The following is a 16,436-nucleotide window of genomic DNA, read 5'->3' on the forward strand; positions in this document are numbered from 1 at the left end:
CACTGGCCCCACTGGGCACCGACAATCTCTTGCTGTTCAGGAGCGTATCCCCTTAGCCTTCTAATATTACGCCCCACTAACATGCTTGGACTTTAGTCAAAATGTAGCAAAATCGTGGCGCTGCCCTCAGAAACCCGGAACCCACATGTCAAATCGGGGGAAAACTGCCGTTCCATGGTATTTGGGCGGGGCTTCATGCCGGGCGGAGCGGCCCAAGAAAACCACCCCCTGCCCTTTTTCGGGGCATTTTCGCGCTTTAGCGCTTCCTCGCAACAACCAGGAAGTGTTGCGCCAGCTGGCCAGGAACGCAAAGCCTTCTGCAGGCCTTCTCGACAGGCTGCATCATCATTTCACAGAACCCTGGCAACAGGTTTCCCGGCCGAGGCAGGTAACCGTACGGTATCGTCTGCTCGACGGTGAATCCCGAGGCAGTCAGGAGGGCCTTGAACCTCGCCGCGCTCAGCGTGTGGCGAATTGTGCGTCCAGACACTCGATTGAGCAGCCGGCACGCCAGGCCGACGGGCGACGTCGCATTCATGTGAACGTTGCACACAAGCCGCCCGCCATCTTTCAGGTGCTCATTGATCGCTTTCAGTGCATGCCATTTCAGTTCATCCTCTGCGTTCAGGAAAAAACGAAATGCGGTTACCACATCGAACGTCATACCCAACTTCTCCCTTGTCACGTCGACGTGACGCAAACTCACATTGGGCGGTACTTGAGCGCTGTCGAGCATAGTTCTGGAAACGTCGGCGCCAACCACCTCGCTGAAGAGGCCGGCGGCTACCTCGGCGATGCGACCTGTTCCGCATGCGAAATCGAGGCAGTTTCGGCTCGCTCCGCTCAAGGGGCGAAGAACGTTGAGGATCAGGGGCTTTTCGATGTTCTCCCAAAGCGCGCCATAATAGCCGGAACTGTGCGTTTTGTTGTAATGTAGGCCGTAGCCGGGCGCGCAATGGCTGGTCCTATAGCCGTCCGACACCCAGCCGCCCTGCGCATTGCTCTCCTTGCTGGACGTAAATTCCTGCCAATTTCCGGACTCACCGGCGCGCGACCTGGACCGCACAATTCGCGCTGACGGCATATGGGAAGCATAACTTGCAGACTGCGTCATCTGATCCGCGTTCGTTGAGGGTGTCAGGGTCGCTCCCTGGTTGAAAATGCGCCTCACCTTGGATCTCCGTTCAATTGGGTTGCCCCCCCGATAGAACAGTAAGCTCCGCACGGACTGCGCTGACGCCCTATTGGACTGCCACACTTTGCAGTTCACTGCTGAATCTGGCTTCGAGAGTATCCCCCGGCAGCACAATCGCATCTTCGTCAACCAACAGCTTGCGCCATTCATTGCCGATCTTGCGCACGATGGTCACCTGGGCCCGTACCGTTTCGCCGGCAATCGGCAATGGCTGTGTGGATGCTCCGGTCGGCTGCAGCTTCTCGCTGGCGGCATGGAGCCTGGCGGTGACATCCGCCAGCCGGGCGTTGGTGTCCTTCAGATCCGTCAGCAGGCCAATCCTCCTTTGATTGTCGTTGCGTTCGTGCTGTCTGACAAAGTCCTCCTGCTGGCGCCGCGCCCTCATCAGTTCGACCGAGGTTTGAAGCGCGCCGCTTGAAGATAAAAGCAACGCGCGCCTGACATCCGCGAGCCGGGTGTTGGTCAGATTGCCTGCATCGAATGCCTTCGTCACTCGCGCCAAATCTTGCTCATCCGCCTTCACGCTCTCGCCCTCGACTCGTTCGCGTTTCTGCAAAACGCCAATTTGCTCGGCAGCGTCCGTCCGGCCCTTCTCCAGAAAATCCTGCTCTTGCCGGAAATCACTCAGCGCAACCTTTAGCGCCTCTGCTTCAGCCTGAGCCATCGCGGCTACAACGCTCGGCGAAAGAGGTGATCCCTGTGGTGTCTTCTTGTCGAAATCCGCCTGGCCCTGAAGCTCGGCGCGAATGCGGGCAGCGTGAAGGTATTCTTTCGTGTAATCTCCCCAGAGCATTTCGTAATCGCGCTTGAGATCGACCGGATCAGGCCCGGCCTGGCCCGCCCGTGATCGCAAAAAACTGAAGCCGCCGGAAACGGCCAGCGCCTGCCGTACAGTCATGAGCGGACGGTAGGCCTGTTGTCCTGGGGTGAGCACATCGCCCGTTACATAGATCGGGCGATAGTCCGCTATGATTGCTGTGACATCGTCGGGCTCGACAGTAACTGTCTGCTCCCGCCCGTCAGTCAGACGCACGTGAAAAATCTTGCTTGGCAAGAGCTCTTGCATTCGCCTTTGCAATTGAGACGCCGTCAGGCCTGCGACCATGATCATCCCCGCCTCCGGAAGGGCGATATTGCCATCCATCTGGACTACGGCGCGCTGCGTCCGATCAGGGATCGGCGCTATTCCTATCTCGACCGTATCGCCAGGTGACAGTTGATAGGGCTCGACCTCGCCTGCGCAAGCCATCGAGGTTAGCGACATCATCACGACTGCGCCAAGAACGTATCGTCTACTGAAGGTCATTTGCGACAATCTCCTTCCGGTCGAACACCGGCTTCAAAGGCCATTCAACACGAGTAACGAAATCGTATACCGGGCCACCGGGCACGCCCCAGTTGCTGGACCAGACCACCTGGGTGCCGTCTGGAGACGGAGAGGCATGCGTCTCGCTCCAGTAGTCGAAGGGCGCGTTGTGCGTGTCTGCGACACGGCGGACCTCTCCACTGCCGTCTAGACGCAGCGCAATGACTTGCTGAGCGTAAGGCGCCCAATCCGGGTGCTGCGATAGTTCGGCTGGCGTGCCGCCATAACTCAGAAACACCCAGCCGGGCCTGCCGAGCGACCTGAGTGACGCATGCATGGCCTCGCCATATTTCATCAGCGAGGTAGCCTTGCCATCAGCCAAGCGGCGCTTGATCACCTGATATTTGTCAGGATCCGATTTGCTGATCCCGACATAGATTTCGCTTCCGTCGGAATCGACCGTCATGTCGCCATGGCCTGGTCGATGGTGCTCCATCCACTTCTGGCGCAATATGCCGTCTATGGAGAAGACGAAACTCGCTTCGATTCCGTCCGGTAATTGCTGGGAACACAATATGTTGATTCCGAGTGGTGAGATTGAGCAGGAGCCGGTTGTTCCCGGGAATTCGGCAAGATCGATATCGGGGAATTTCTGCCGTAGCTTTAGATCGTAGCCAAAGACCACCGCTCTGCCGTCATTGTTCGTTGCACGCACCGCAATCCGGCTGCCGTCGCGGCTCGGATTGCCTTTGTTGGGTCCAAATTTGAGGTTGGAGTACGCTGCGGAGGCAAACACGACGTCCTCATGATCGGTACGTGGCGCCCATGTCGCAATCTGCCGGCCCCCGACGCAGATCATCAACTCGGGATCAGTGGGATGCCATTCGCATTCGGTAGCGCGGTTGCGGTGGAACAAAGGCAAGTAGGTTTGTCCGTCGAGAAAGCACAGGCCACCGCAACCATTGGCGATCAGGAGCAGGCTCTGGTCGGCATTCCAAGCCTGTGCGCTTGAGTAACGGTGGGTGCAGTACTTCTTCCCGCATACACCTGCCCGGCCGAGAACGCCCGGTCTGGTGATCCGTGCGAAAACCATGCCAGACCAAGGATCCCTTGTTTCGTGCACATAGCCCGGCAGGTTGTCCACAACCGCTGTGGCCGCCGCCTCCGCTGCCTTGCTTTGACGGCCGCCGGCAACGTAGATGTTGGGAGATATGGCACCGGCAGCCAGCAACAGCGCCAACGCATGACGGCCGCCCAGGGTCATGTCATGTAACCCACTTCGCGCCGTACCCGGCCTTCACTAAGGCGCTCGCGCCACCACGTGATTGTTCGCTCCAGCCCATCGCGCAGGCTGGTCTGTGTCCGCCATCCAGTCTCACGTTCAAAGCGCGAGGAATCGGCGAGCAAGGCGCGAACTTCGGAATTTTGCGGCCTCAGGCGCCTTTCATCACGACGGACCGGCTTTTTGCAATCGGTCAACTCAAGAACAATGGCCAATACGTCCGAGACGGTCGCAGCGCGTTGGCTGCCAGCGTTGTAGGCGTGGCCGAACTCGAGCTGGGCGAGACCTGCGGTCAGGAACGCTGTCGCGGTATCTTCGACATAGGTCAGGTCGCGGATCGGGCTGGTATCCCCGATCATGATTGCAGGACATTTCGGGTCGAGGACCTGCCGGATAATGGTCGGCACGATGGCGCGTTCACTCTGGCGCGGGCCATACGTGTTGAAGGGTCGCATGATGACCACAGGGACATCGAACGACCTGGCGTAGGACTCCGCCATCATGTCAGCGCCGATTTTGGACGCCGAATACGGTGACTGTCCCTGCAGGGGGTGTGTTTCGCCGATCGGCATGGTTTGGGCAGTTCCATAGACCTCGCTCGTCGAGGTATGGATCACCCGCTCCGTCTCCCACAGGCGCGCCGCTTCGAGGACATTCACCGTGCCTAAGATGTTGGTTTCCACATAGGACTGGGCAGCGGCGTAGGAGTATGGAATCGCAATAAGCGCCGCCAGATGAAAAACCACGGCTTGGCCGCGCATGATCCGGTTAAGGAACGCACTGTCGCGGACGTCACCACGGACGAGCCTCAACTGGCTGCGGATGGTGTCCGGCAGATCGTCTAGCCATCCATGGCTGTCGAAGGAATTGTAAAGGGCAAGGGCTGTGACATCTGCCCCGTTGCGAACAAGCGCCTCCGTGACATGCGAACCGATGAATCCGTCCGCGCCGGTCACCAGGACTTTCTTTCCATTGTAGCTCATCACTGCGCATTCCCTTGGCTGTTTGGAACGCTTCCCTTGGATATTCAAACGTCGATCGGCGGTACCGGAACCCAACCGACCACTGCCAGCACTCCCCGCACCATCCACGCGAGGTCGGAGACGATGGTGCGTCGCGGATAATATGAGAGGTCCAGTGTTGCCTTGGCGGGGAACATGACCTCCCGGTAGAACACGATCGGATCTACGGATTGGGGGAAGTAATGCGCTTCGTGCCGAAAAACGACCTGGGCTGGTCCCAGCAGGCCTGGCTTGTATTGCAGCACGGCCCTAAGCTCGCCCCGGAAACAATCGGCGAAAGCCAGGCTCTCGGGCCGTGGGCCGACGATCGCCATTTCGCCTTTGAGGACATTCCACAGCTGCGGTAGTTCGTCCAGCTTCGTCGCTGCGAGAAAGCGGCCAACGGTGGTCATGCGTGTATCGCCCACGACCGTCAGCGCAAGGCCTTGAGAGCCGCAGTTCACACCGAATTTGCGAAATTTGTACATGCGGAAGGTTCGGCCGCCGGCCCCGATGCGGGTCTGAGCGAACAAGATCGAGCCACCGCCCTCGAGCAGAAGCGCTCCGGCGATCAGCAGCATCAATGGCGCCAATGCGACGGTAGCGATGCCCGCCACCGCAAGATCGATTGCGCGTCTCGCAAAGCCGTGATCAGGATTTGGAACGAACATCCGGTGAAAGGCAGGGTCTAACGCATTCATGCAGCAGTTCCTCTTTGGGCGCCTGCTTTGAGCGCGCCTGTTTTGAGCGCGGCTGCCAGGGCAGCCACGACTGATTCGGCGGCGGCGGAAGTGATCTGGGGGTGCAGCGGAATTGTGAGCTCTCGCTCAGCGAAATCCTCTGTTCGGGGCAAACTCACGCCGGGAAGGCGCTCGCGGTAGAACGTCATTTGGTGCACCGGCGGGTAGTGGATGGTGGTCTGTATGCCCTGTGTCCGCAGCTCGTCGATGACATCCTGCCGGCTCGCGTAGCGCGGCAGGACGATCGGCATGATGTGGTAAGCCGACGTCCGGGGTTCGCTAAATGGAATGACAATGGCTGGGCAACGGTCCGCGATCAGGCGTCGGTACAAGACAGCTATGATACGCCTGATTTCGTTCCACTCTTGCAGGTTCTGCAACTGAACCAGCCCTATTGCCGCTCGCATCTCGTCCATTCGGTAGTTGAACCCGAGCATCGTGACATCATATTGCGGCGTACGACTGTTCAGCCGCTGATGCGTCCCCGTGGTCATTCCGTGCCCGCGGGCCAGGCGAACCCTGTCGAGCAGATCGGGGTCACGTGCAATCACGGCGCCCCCTTCGGCCGTTGTCATGTTCTTGTTGCCATAGAAGCTGAACGCGGCCGCGGCGCCGAAGGTCCCGACTTCCCTAAGCCCGGGCGCGTGCGCAGCGTCCTCGATGATATGCAGCCCGCGAAGCCGGGCGAACCGCTGCCATTGTTCCCGATCGGGGAGATACCCGGCGAAGTGAACGAGAATGACCGCTTTCGTGCGCGTCGTGCACCGCGCTTCGGCTTCCGCAACCGAGATCAACGGCACGTCGACGGACTCGATATCGACGAAGACCGGCGTCGCCCCTACATACAGCACCGCATTCGCCGTCGCCACGAACGTCAGCGAAGGAACCAGTACTTCGTCGCCAGGGCCGATGCCCAAAGCATGGAGGAGAAGATGGAGCGCTGCGGTGCAGGAACCAACCGCAACGCAATCTCGCGCGCCATGCATGCTGGCAAAGGCCTGTTCGAACTCTCGTACCCTGTCCCCCATCGTAAGCCAGCCGCTATCAATCACCTGCGACAGGGCTGCCTTCTCTGGCACGCCTAGGATCGGGGCGCTCACCAAGAGCATCTTGACCTCCTGAAAGCCTTGTTAGTGGCTAGACCTCTGCATCAGACTTTCATGCGGCTGCAGCGGCAGCCGCGACCTCGATTGAGGACGACTGATCTTCCCAGGCAATTGCCTGTGCATTCTGGAAGTCATCGACACGACCGATGTCGAGCCAAAGACCGTCATGCTTGTAAACATGCACGGTCGTGCCGCCCTGCATCATCTGCAGCATCAGGTCATCGAACCCAAATGGGATCCCGGACGGAATGAACCGCAGGACATCTGGGTTCATGCAGTAAATCCCCATGCTGACGAGATGGGAAAGCGTCGGCTTTTCCCGGAAGAGCTGGACGGTATTGTCGATCTCGTCGATGACCCCGAAGTCCATCTTGATATGACGGCACGCCGTGGCGATCGTAACGGGATCCCTATGCAAGCGGTGCGCGGCTACAAACCGGCTCAGGCTTAGATCTGTGAGGACATCGCCGTTCAGAACGACAAATGTTTCGTTCAGTTCATCCCTAATCAGAGAGAGAGGTCCGACGGTGCCGAGTGGCTCCATTTCCTGGGTATATTTGATCTTCAAGTTCCATTGCGATCCGTCGCCGCAGACGCTACGGATCAAATGTCCTAGATACCCTGTCGTAATATATACCTCTTCAATGCCGTTGCGCCGCAGCCACTTCAAAAGCAACTCAAGAACAGGCCGGGCCCCTATCGGCATTAATGGTTTCGGCAGGACCGATGTAAACGGTCGAAGGCGCGTACCCATCCCACCACATTGAATCACCGCTTTCATTCGATCCTCCTGATCTGCAGTTGGCTTTGTTCGGGATCGGTGTTCCATTGTCCGGCCAGGGCACACCCTCAAATCCGGCCAAACCTCGGCGGCAATCCGAACATCATATGCGAAAAGGTATGTGACAGCCGGGGCGGCTGTCGTCGTGCATTCGAATGGTAGGGATTCAAAACGTTCAAGGTATTAGATGGCCACGAGATCAACAGCCGATAGAAGCGCGATTGGGCACTGATCATGACGCCGATAAAAACGAAAGCAGTTGCTTTCAAGAAAGCTGCGATCCGCCAGGGCCGGACCGGCCTACAGGTCCGGCGACAGCGGGTGGCGACATAACAGATGCCACATGATTACGATGGTCCTGAACAGCTGGCTTTGGACCCAGAGATGGGAAACCGGCATCGTTTTGCCGACAGGCACCGCACGCCAGGGTTAAAAATCTATGGATGAGCTTCGCAATTTAGTATTATATTAGACGTTCTGGATGTGCGTGGATGGGACGCTGCGGACATCACTGTGATGCGTTGACCAGTGGATGGCCGCCATTTTAGGACCACCACGGATTGTCGATCATAGGCGAATGGGAGGTTCCAGCGGGTTTTCTCGTCGGGAACCGAGTAACGCGTTGGGGTAGTTGCATGGCTCGGATCGTCATTGCCGACGATCACGGCTTATATCGGCGTGGTCTCCGGCTGGCACTCATGGCTGGAATTCCAAGCGCCGAAATATTCGAAGCTTCGTGTTTCGATGCCGCGGTCAATCTTTTAGAGGAGCAGGCGTCCATCGATCTTGCGATCCTCGATCTGAACATGCCTGGGCTGTTCCATCAGGAAGTGCTCAGCGACTTTATGGCTGCCTATCCTGACACTCGCTTTGCGATCGTTTCCGGGGATGATTCCCGCTCGGAGATACTGACCGCGCTTTCGATCGGACTTCACGGGTATATCGTCAAATCGCAGAGCGACGAAGAAGTCGTGCTGGCTGTAAACGAAATCCTCGCTGGCCGGATCTATGTGCCATCTCTGCTATCTCGAACGTCTGCCGACCAGAGATCGCATGCCCCCCCACCTCCGGTTCAAAATCCCAGCCGCCGGCACGAGGGCTCGGGCGACGTCGCTAGGCTGACGTCTAGACAGAAGGACGTCCTCAAGCTGATGGCAGAGGGGTACTCGAATAAGGAGATTGCCCGTAATCTGGACATTGCCGAGGCGACAACGAAAATCCATGCCGCAGCCGTGCTGCGTGAGCTTGGGGTTAGAAACCGTACCGAAGCAGCTGTGTTGCTCCAAAGCTGGCTGACGAGACAGGCGAGTTGACGTATGCCCCTCGAACCGGCCCGAGTTTGCTTGCAGGAAATCGCAGCAAAGGGCCCACACCATCGGTTAATTGGCCAATTCGGCTTCGACTTGTAGAGGCTCTATTGCAATCCAAATTCCTCAATTTCTTTGCGCGATACACGCAGCGAATATCGAAGGCCATCTTCGGTTATTTCCATATTCGGGGAATGCCCGACAAGCGGCGTGCTGTCCACACCGATTATCAGTGACCCGAACCCGCGGCGTACGACTTTTGAACTCTTCCGTCGGCCCGATTCCACCCAGTCGAACACGAGGTCGTCACCTTCGTCCTCGGATGCAAATCGCCACTTAACTTCGACCTTGCCATTCGGGTCACCCAGCGCACCATGTTTCACCGAGTTTGTCGTCAACTCGTGAAGGATCATCGCCAAGCCCTCGGCGGCGCCGCTTGGCACAGTGAGGGAAGGTCCACTGATCGTAATGTCGCGTGTCTCCTTGAAGGGCTGCAATTCCCGGTCCACGAGTTCATGGAGCATCCCTGACAGGTTGGCATGACGAGAAAGGATGCGATGGGTCGCCTCCAGTGTTCGAATCCAATCGATCAACATCTCCTTGTATTTGGCAACATCATTGTCGGGAATATCGATCATGTTGACCAGAGCTCTAATCACTGGAAACACATTGCTGAACCGATGGCGCTCTTCGCGCATTATGCGCTCGCGTCTCTTTACGGCGGCGCGAAGCAAAGTTGTTTGTCGACGTTCGGTCAGATCCGCCGCCACCCCGATGCGCATTTTGCGGTCGCCGTGCTCTTCCTGCCGTCCACGCAATGCAATCCAGCGTGTGTGACCATCCACTTGCCGGACGCGAATCTCGACGTCAAAGTTCAAGGCCGATGAAGGCTTTGCCGAGGCGGACAACTTCGGCCAGTCGACGGGATGGATTACGGCCGAGAGTTCTTCCAAGCGGCGGACTGGGGCCGGAGGCAGACCAAGGATGTCCCAGAACTTGCCGGAGCCGGCGACTGTCCCATCCTCAATGTCTATTTGCCATGTGCCCAGGCGCCCGGCAGATACGGCGAGATCGAGCCATTCCTTCTGAGCCCGAAGGGCCTCGCGTGCCGCTTGTCGCTCGGAAATATCGTCAACCACCACGAATACGCTCTCATTTGGCGCCTCGTCCGGCCGCGACGAAGACAGGGCCAGGTGAGCCCAAAATGCCGTGCCATCCTTGCGCAAAACGCGGATATCCGTCGCCGACGCGGTCCCATTGCCCAAATCTTGCAAAAGTTTCCGCACAGTACCTCGATCGTCGGGGAAAATGAGTTCCTCCAGCTCCAGTTGGGCAAGTTCCTTGTGCGCGTAGCCAGTCATCTCCAAAAGCCGTCTGTTCGACTGCAGCAGTTCGCCATGGCGATTGGTATTAGCAAAGCCCAAGGCGGCAGCATCGATGGCAGCGAGCCTCGCTTCTGCCACCCTGAGCGCGCCGTGCAGATCTTGTCGCAGGCGGTGGAACACGGTTGCGATCAGGCTACCCGAACCCAGAAGGAAGACGGCCCCGGTCCAGTCTCGACCAGTGAGGTGACCGTCCAACAGGTGTCGCATCCACAAGCCGGCGACCGCCATCAGAAGCGTTGCTGCGATGGCAACAAAACGGCCCTCAAGATACACGATGACAACGGTTATGGGGATAAACGCAACAAGCGGCAACGGCTGGCCGCCATATACCGTACTTATCGCCTCGAATGCTATCGATGCTGCAAACACCAAAAGCGAAGCTAGATGAGCCCACGTAGTGCTCGACACATTCGATTTGAGCCAGCGCAGGTCCGAACCCATGCGCAAAGACTACAACTTTCGGTCTAGTCCGTCGAGACTAGGCCGAAGGGGTGGCACCTAATCCCAATGCCCGATTGCCATGACTTTGCCGGCGAATAAAATCATGGTGTCAGGAGCGCTCTTCAGAAAGATATATCCAAGAGACGCTGCGGAAAAACCATTCGCAGATTTCTCGCAGTATGTGGAAATTCAAGTTGAAGCAGCAACTTCATCAGATTTGATTTGCGTCAGTAGCAATGGGTTGGGTGGAAGCGATGACACTGATTGAAACGCGAAACGATGCGCTTGCAGGCAGGCAATACATTGTATTGAACGATACCCGCCACGAAAGGCCGATAAGCCTTGTGGACCGACCGGACGCAAGGGTCGGCGGATCTCGACGACGCAGCCTGGAATCCATCACCGGCATGCTTGATCGTATGGGTTGCGGCTATCTCGTCCTGGACCGAGACAAGAAAGTAATAGAATGGAACGCTGCCGCTCGGGACACCCTCGCACGCCAGGGCGAAGCAACTGATACAGCCGTCGAGCTTGCTGCCGGGTTGAGGCGGCTGGTCGCGAATGTTCCGGTCCACCTCCAGCCGGGCTCACTCTCATGGGTAGTGATCCACAGCAGAGGCGACAGGCCGGTGACCATGAACGAGACGGGGGTCGTTACACCGGACGGGACAACCGTCGTCGCATTGCTGGACCGGGATAACAAATCGGCGGCCAACCCTCGCACGTTGCAACGGATGTTCGGTTTGACCAGCGCGGAAACGCAGTTGGCGCTACGCCTGGCCCATGGCGACGCGCCCCTGGAGATCGCCCGCAGCTGGCATCTCAGTCGCACGACTATCCGCTCTCAGCTCGCCTCGCTGTTCGCCAAGACCGACACGAGGCGTCAGGCGGAACTAGTGGCTCTTTTGGGGCGCATTTCGGTTTTGCCATGAGAAATCGACTGCTGTCTGCATCCGCTTTGATTCAGACAGCGGCGGCCCGCATTGAGCGCGCTGTCGCGTAGATCACAAGGCCGGCGGCGCCATTTCCGATCGTTCAAGCGCTGCCGAGATAGCGCGGAACGCGGAACCTGGAAACGGGAGTGACTTGCCATGGCCGAAGCAGATTCGAAGGTCAACAAGCTGGCGGATATCGTTCACGGGCTGCAGGATGGTGCTGCGTCGACCCTTACGCACACGGGGCCGATCATCGTCACGGGCGCCGCTGGGTTCATCGGATTTCATGTTGCGTTACGCCTTTTGCGGCTCGGCGCCGAGGTCATCGGCGTCGACAACTTCACGCCTTACTACGACCTGAAGCTGAAGGAGGCGCGATTTACACGGCTCTGCGCCGAGCCGAGGTTCACGCCGATGCGCTTCGACCTGGCGGACCGGTCGCTGGTGAAAGCGCTGTTCTGCGAATTCCAGCCATCGCACTTCGTGCATCTGGCCGCCCAGGCCGGGGTACGTCATTCGCTCGTGGACCCGCATGCCTATGTGGAGTCAAACATAGTCGCGTTTCTCAACGTTCTGGAGGGCTGCCGACACGCCGGCGTCAGCCATCTCGTTTATGCCTCGTCGAGCTCCGTATATGGTGCCAATCGACGCATACCCTTTTCCGAGCATCATGGTGCCAATCATCCGGTGAGCTTCTACGCCGCCACCAAGGCCGCCAACGAGTGCATGGCGCATTCCTACAGCCATCTGTTCGGCTTGCCCGCAACCGGACTGCGCTTCTTCACCGTCTATGGTCCCTGGGGCAGGCCCGACATGGCTGTCTATACTTTCACCCATGCCATCGCCGAGGGCCGAACGATCGAAATCGCCAATGCCGGGCGCGTATGGCGGGATTTCACCTATATCGACGACATCGTAGAGGGGGTTGTTCGCGTGCTCGCCAAACCACCGTGTCAGGATCCCGATTGGGACGGTCGCGCTGCCGATCCTGCCACCAGCTCGGCGCCGTATCGGCTCTACAATATCGGCAATGATCGGCCTGAAGAAATTAACCATCTGATCGCGCTCATCGAGACGGCCCTTGGCCGCCGCGCCCTTCGCGTCAACGTACCTTTACCACCAGGTGACGTCCTGGAAACCCGCGCCGATGTCAGGGACCTCCGCCGCGCCGTTGGCTTCGCACCGGCGACAACACTGGAGGACGGCGTGCAACGTTTCGTGGAATGGTATCGGGAATTCCATGCATGCCCCGTCGGACAGGTGCGACCAGCCGGCCTTACGGCAACGGCATAGTGAGCACAACAGCGGCATTTCCTTGGTGTGGCAGGGTCGCGGCTCGCCTTCAATCTGTCTTGGGATACGCCGGCAATGGAAGGGACCCAAGCTGCCGTCCTGTGCCGTGCCCGACCCCCAAAAGGCGCCGCGCATAGCGGGTGAGCGGCTTCTCGAACAGACGGTGGATGATAAATGCCACGCCCACGGTTATCGCCAAGGCGGAACCGATGAAGGCCCACGGGCCGAGCACAAAGATCAAGCCTGTACGCCAGAACAATATGCGCATGGCGCGGATCACGAATGGATGCATGAGGTAAAGAGCGTATGACGCATCGCCAACGCCAGCGGCCAACCTCGCCGCCAGGCTGTCATGCCTCAGTTTACCCGGGGGTGCCAAGGCAGCACTCCAAACAATTAGAGACGCCGGAATGCCATACACGACAGGGCGACCAAGGCCGGCCGAGATATCGGGAAACGCCGCCGCAAGCATCAGGGCACCCAGTCCCGTTGCGGCGACACAGGCCCTGATTGGGCCGGAAGGCCGCAGGCCCGAGGCGCACATGACCCCGATCATCGCGCCGAAAGCGAATTCGAGGATGATCGGATTGGTCCAGAAACCCCAAGGCTCTGGCAAAGGAGCCGCAAGAGCGCCCAAGAGCACCATCCCAACCAGGATCGTGAGCAGGACCGTAACTGCCCACCGCATGGGCAGCACGATCGTCGCCGTGAACAGCACGTAAAACAGCATCTCATAATTGAGCGTCCAACCCAACTCGTAGACCGGCTGAACGACGCCGTCAGGGCGACTGGCCGGAACGAATAAGTAGGATTCGACTACAAACCTGAAATCGACGTAGCTCTGGTTGAGAAGATTTGGGGCGGCCACCGCCACCGCAATGTAGAGCGAGGTGAGCGCCCAATATAGCGGGACAATTCGCGCGATCCGGCGGGAAATGAAGAGACGCGCGCCCCCGGGCTTTGCGAACAGCTGTCGCGACGTATGCACCATGATAAGGCCGGAAATCACGAAGAAAATATCGACTCCAGCGCTCCATGGTATCGGATTCCAGCTCTGAAAGGTGCGGCCGGCCTGTAATTCCAGGGTGGCCGCATCATGCTGGGCGTGTCGCAGCGCGACCGAACTAGCCGCGAGGGCGCGCAGGACCTGGACCTGGGTGAGGGTTTCGCGTTGGCTGCGCTCGACAGGCGTCGATCTCTCCGAGCGACGGCGCACTGCAGGCGCCGAGGCGCTCGCCATTCGGGCTTGTTCCATGGATGCTCCGCAGATTGTGAGCACACCCTGGGGCGCCTCCGAAACTGATGCATCCTTCAAATGACGGACACAGCCCGCGAAGTATCGGCTGCCCGCGCGGGTGTCCGGAACAGAGATACGCCGAAGCGTCTGTGCAGCCCTATGGCCTTTGTGCGATCCGGGCTTCGTGACTTCCTGCCCGAACGACGGCGATCACCGTAGCCAAAACAGTGCTCTCATTTGCTCGCCCTCAAGAACCAATGCCATTGACGGGCATCGACCGCGCTCGGCCTCATCGACAGCAAGGCAAAAACCAAGCCTGGCATGATTTTCAGTCGCTTGCGGATATAGACGGCCATGGCAATGCTCCAGATGCTCAGTGCAAGTGCCACACCCACCGCAGCGCCAAGCAGGCCGTACACCGCAACTCCGGCTGCACAGGCAATTATATTGGCCACAGCACCCGCTACCATCGTCGTTGCCGCAGCCCATTCATTTCCAGTCATGGTCAGGAGATTCTGTTGGGGCCCGCACAGCGCGACAAAGACATATCCCAAAATCAGAACCCGTGCGATCGGCGCTCCCGCGCTATAACCCTCACCGAAATAGCTCAAGAACGGCTCGACTATCACCATCATTGGGACGGCCACCAGGATGGCACCGCCAGCAGAAAGCAGGGTTGCGCGCGCGAACAGCTGTTGTAGGCCTCTGCGATCGCCTCTGACGTAGAGATCGGCTGCTGTTGGCGAAAACATGGTTGCCACGGCGATACGGGACAGGCCCACGAGCATCGCGACATTCAAGGCCAGCGCGAAAATACCCGCTTCAGCAATATGGCTTGTCCAGCCCAAAACCAGGACTCCTGCCCGACTGACGAAAACATCGAGCCCAGTGATGAGCATGAGCGGGGGGACGGCAAGCCACCATTCCCTCGAGGCATAACTTGGCTTGGCGTGTCCCAGGCCGGGTGGTTCAAACCTCCTAGCGATGATGAACACCAGCGCCGCTGTGAAAGCGGAACTCACAAGCACCGCCAGCGTCACCGAGGGCGCATCCACTGTTCGAAATCCCGACAATGCCAGGAGCGCTACCAACACGAGCAGGAGCCCGTCTCGCATGATGCGCTCCGGCAACAACGCCGAGACAACGCCGCCGAAAGCACGCACAAGCGTGGCTCCGAGAGCATAGGCCGTAACCAAGGGCACAGCCATCATGCCGAGCACGATGCTTGTCTCAAGCCCTCTTTCCGTTGGATCTGAAAGGAACAGGACGGACGCAGCGCCGATCATCCCGAACAAGGTTGCCGCTATCAGCGATCTCTGCAGCGCAAATCTTATCACGCCGCGGGCCAGATCAAGCCTGCCACTGGCCCTATAGGCCGGGAGGAAACGCAACAATGATACATTAAAACCAAGCGTTGCCAGATAGGCGAGCACTGACGTCCAAGCCTGAACGTAGGAATAGATGCCGTAGTTGTGAGGTCCGATAAGTCGTGCAATTGCCAACTGGGCAAGACTGGTCAAACCAGCGCCACCAATATAGATCAGCAAGGCGAATATGCTTGCCCAAGCGAGCCGCGAGCCCATGTCCTTGTTGCGCGGCGGTGCGGTTGCTGAACCAGTTACATCTGCGCGATGAGCCGGCAACTCAATTTGCTTTTCGCCGACCGCCCTATCGAAGCGCGACAATGCAGAAAGTATTTGTCTCTCAATCCGACAAATACTTTTAAAGGTCGATGGACCATCGGTGTTTTCGACGGAGATGATTTCCCGGCCAGATGTTGTCAGGAGGTCATGCATCGCTTCAAAAACGGCGAACGAGCGCATGTTCACGTTCAAGTCGGCCTCGAAAATCCGTTCCGCCGGCGGCTCAAGCTCCATCCGCCGACGAAGGCGACTTTCCACGACCGCAGCTGGCACCAAGAGCCTGACGGTGAGATCGGCCGCCGGTGCGAGGCTGAGCGCCTTTTCCAGCGCTCTGGGGTTGGTGCTCCCATTAAACATCGCAAGCGAACCAATCGCTTGAACATATCCTTGATCGAAAATTATAATTTCGGGCGATTGCTCAGCAGACTTCCAGCAACGCGAAAGGTGCAGGATGTATCGCCAGATTCGCGCGCGCCAAATTCGGTTTCTTGGCGGTATCATCCTCACCATTGCAAAGGAATTGGAAATATCATCGGCTCGCCCTGCCGAAAAAAGCAGTATTCTGGAGGTTGAAAATATCGCCGATACGATCCGTGATATGAATAGAAAGATTCCGAGGTCATATTTGGCGGCCCTGGTGCTTGGCTTGTAGCTGAGAGCGACCTTGGCGTGATAGCCTTTCCCGCGCAGCTGCTGCGCAAGCGCATGTGCGAAGGTTGTTTTGCCGGATCCTGGAGGTCCGAAAAATTCAATGATCATCGTGTAGCTGGCTCGATTTAGGGGC

At 58.4% G+C, this 16,436-nt stretch carries 13 protein-coding genes; 3 read left to right on the forward strand and 10 right to left on the reverse strand.

The features are described 5' to 3' along the window. Positions 1–256: 256 nt before the first annotated feature. From ACYG9Z_RS05990 to ACYG9Z_RS06020, 7 genes are all read right to left on the reverse strand, one after another. Positions 257–1,171: a class I SAM-dependent methyltransferase gene (locus ACYG9Z_RS05990; protein ID WP_023805942.1), complete on the reverse strand. Its 915-nt coding sequence runs from the start codon at positions 1,169–1,171 to the stop codon at positions 257–259. A 70-nt stretch (positions 1,172–1,241) separates the two neighbouring features. Further along, on the reverse strand, positions 1,242–2,501 hold the full coding sequence (locus ACYG9Z_RS05995; RefSeq protein ID WP_023701104.1) for a polysaccharide biosynthesis/export family protein: 1,260 nt from the start codon (positions 2,499–2,501) through the stop codon (positions 1,242–1,244). Continuing rightward, positions 2,488–3,765 (reverse strand): hypothetical protein, encoded by a 1,278-nt coding sequence (locus ACYG9Z_RS06000; protein WP_023753035.1) that lies wholly within the window; start codon positions 3,763–3,765, stop codon positions 2,488–2,490. The genes ACYG9Z_RS05995 and ACYG9Z_RS06000 overlap by 14 nt, the downstream gene beginning before the upstream one ends. Beyond that, positions 3,762–4,766 carry an SDR family NAD(P)-dependent oxidoreductase gene (locus tag ACYG9Z_RS06005; protein ID WP_023753034.1) on the reverse strand — a complete coding sequence of 335 codons (1,005 nt, stop codon included), beginning with the start codon at positions 4,764–4,766 and terminating at the stop codon, positions 3,762–3,764. Before ACYG9Z_RS06005 ends, ACYG9Z_RS06000 begins: the two co-directional genes overlap by 4 nt. A 44-nt stretch (positions 4,767–4,810) precedes the next feature. Then, entirely contained in the window at positions 4,811–5,485 is a 675-nt protein-coding gene (locus tag ACYG9Z_RS06010; protein WP_023681043.1) for a sugar transferase, read from the reverse strand. Further along, positions 5,482–6,633: a DegT/DnrJ/EryC1/StrS family aminotransferase gene (locus tag ACYG9Z_RS06015; protein ID WP_023737039.1), complete on the reverse strand. Its 1,152-nt coding sequence runs from the start codon at positions 6,631–6,633 to the stop codon at positions 5,482–5,484. The genes ACYG9Z_RS06010 and ACYG9Z_RS06015 overlap by 4 nt, the downstream gene beginning before the upstream one ends. 49 nt (positions 6,634–6,682) lie before the next feature. Continuing rightward, positions 6,683–7,411, reverse strand: a complete 729-nt coding sequence (locus ACYG9Z_RS06020; protein ID WP_023681041.1) for a nucleotidyltransferase family protein — start codon at positions 7,409–7,411, stop codon at positions 6,683–6,685. Between the two features lie 635 nt (positions 7,412–8,046). Here ACYG9Z_RS06020 and ACYG9Z_RS06025 point away from each other — a divergent pair. Further along, positions 8,047–8,724, forward strand: coding sequence for a LuxR C-terminal-related transcriptional regulator (locus tag ACYG9Z_RS06025; RefSeq protein WP_023670902.1), 678 nt, complete (start codon positions 8,047–8,049; stop codon positions 8,722–8,724). A 101-nt stretch (positions 8,725–8,825) separates the two neighbouring features. Here ACYG9Z_RS06025 and ACYG9Z_RS06030 read toward each other — a convergent pair whose 3' ends face one another. Next, positions 8,826–10,544 carry a sensor histidine kinase gene (locus ACYG9Z_RS06030; RefSeq protein ID WP_023805943.1) on the reverse strand — a complete coding sequence of 573 codons (1,719 nt, stop codon included), beginning with the start codon at positions 10,542–10,544 and terminating at the stop codon, positions 8,826–8,828. Positions 10,545–10,798: 254 nt separating this feature from the next. Here ACYG9Z_RS06030 and ACYG9Z_RS06035 point away from each other — a divergent pair, with 254 nt between their 5' ends. Further along, a complete protein-coding gene (locus tag ACYG9Z_RS06035) occupies positions 10,799–11,476 on the forward strand; it encodes a helix-turn-helix transcriptional regulator (RefSeq protein WP_023689781.1) in 678 nt (225 codons plus the stop codon). Between the two features lie 159 nt (positions 11,477–11,635). Beyond that, positions 11,636–12,772 (forward strand): NAD-dependent epimerase/dehydratase family protein, encoded by a 1,137-nt coding sequence (locus tag ACYG9Z_RS06040; protein ID WP_023737042.1) that lies wholly within the window; start codon positions 11,636–11,638, stop codon positions 12,770–12,772. Positions 12,773–12,821: 49 nt separating this feature from the next. Here ACYG9Z_RS06040 and ACYG9Z_RS06045 read toward each other — a convergent pair whose 3' ends face one another. Both ACYG9Z_RS06045 and ACYG9Z_RS06050 read right to left on the reverse strand, forming a co-directional pair. Beyond that, the gene (locus tag ACYG9Z_RS06045; RefSeq protein WP_084566348.1) at positions 12,822–14,027 is read right to left on the reverse strand and encodes an acyltransferase family protein; all 1,206 of its coding nucleotides are present in this window, start codon (positions 14,025–14,027) and stop codon (positions 12,822–12,824) included. Positions 14,028–14,242: 215 nt separating this feature from the next. Next, positions 14,243–16,411, reverse strand: a complete 2,169-nt coding sequence (locus tag ACYG9Z_RS06050; protein ID WP_027048988.1) for a polysaccharide biosynthesis C-terminal domain-containing protein — start codon at positions 16,409–16,411, stop codon at positions 14,243–14,245. Positions 16,412–16,436 lie beyond the last annotated feature (25 nt).

It is taken from the genome of Mesorhizobium sp. RSR380A (genome assembly GCF_054719385.1).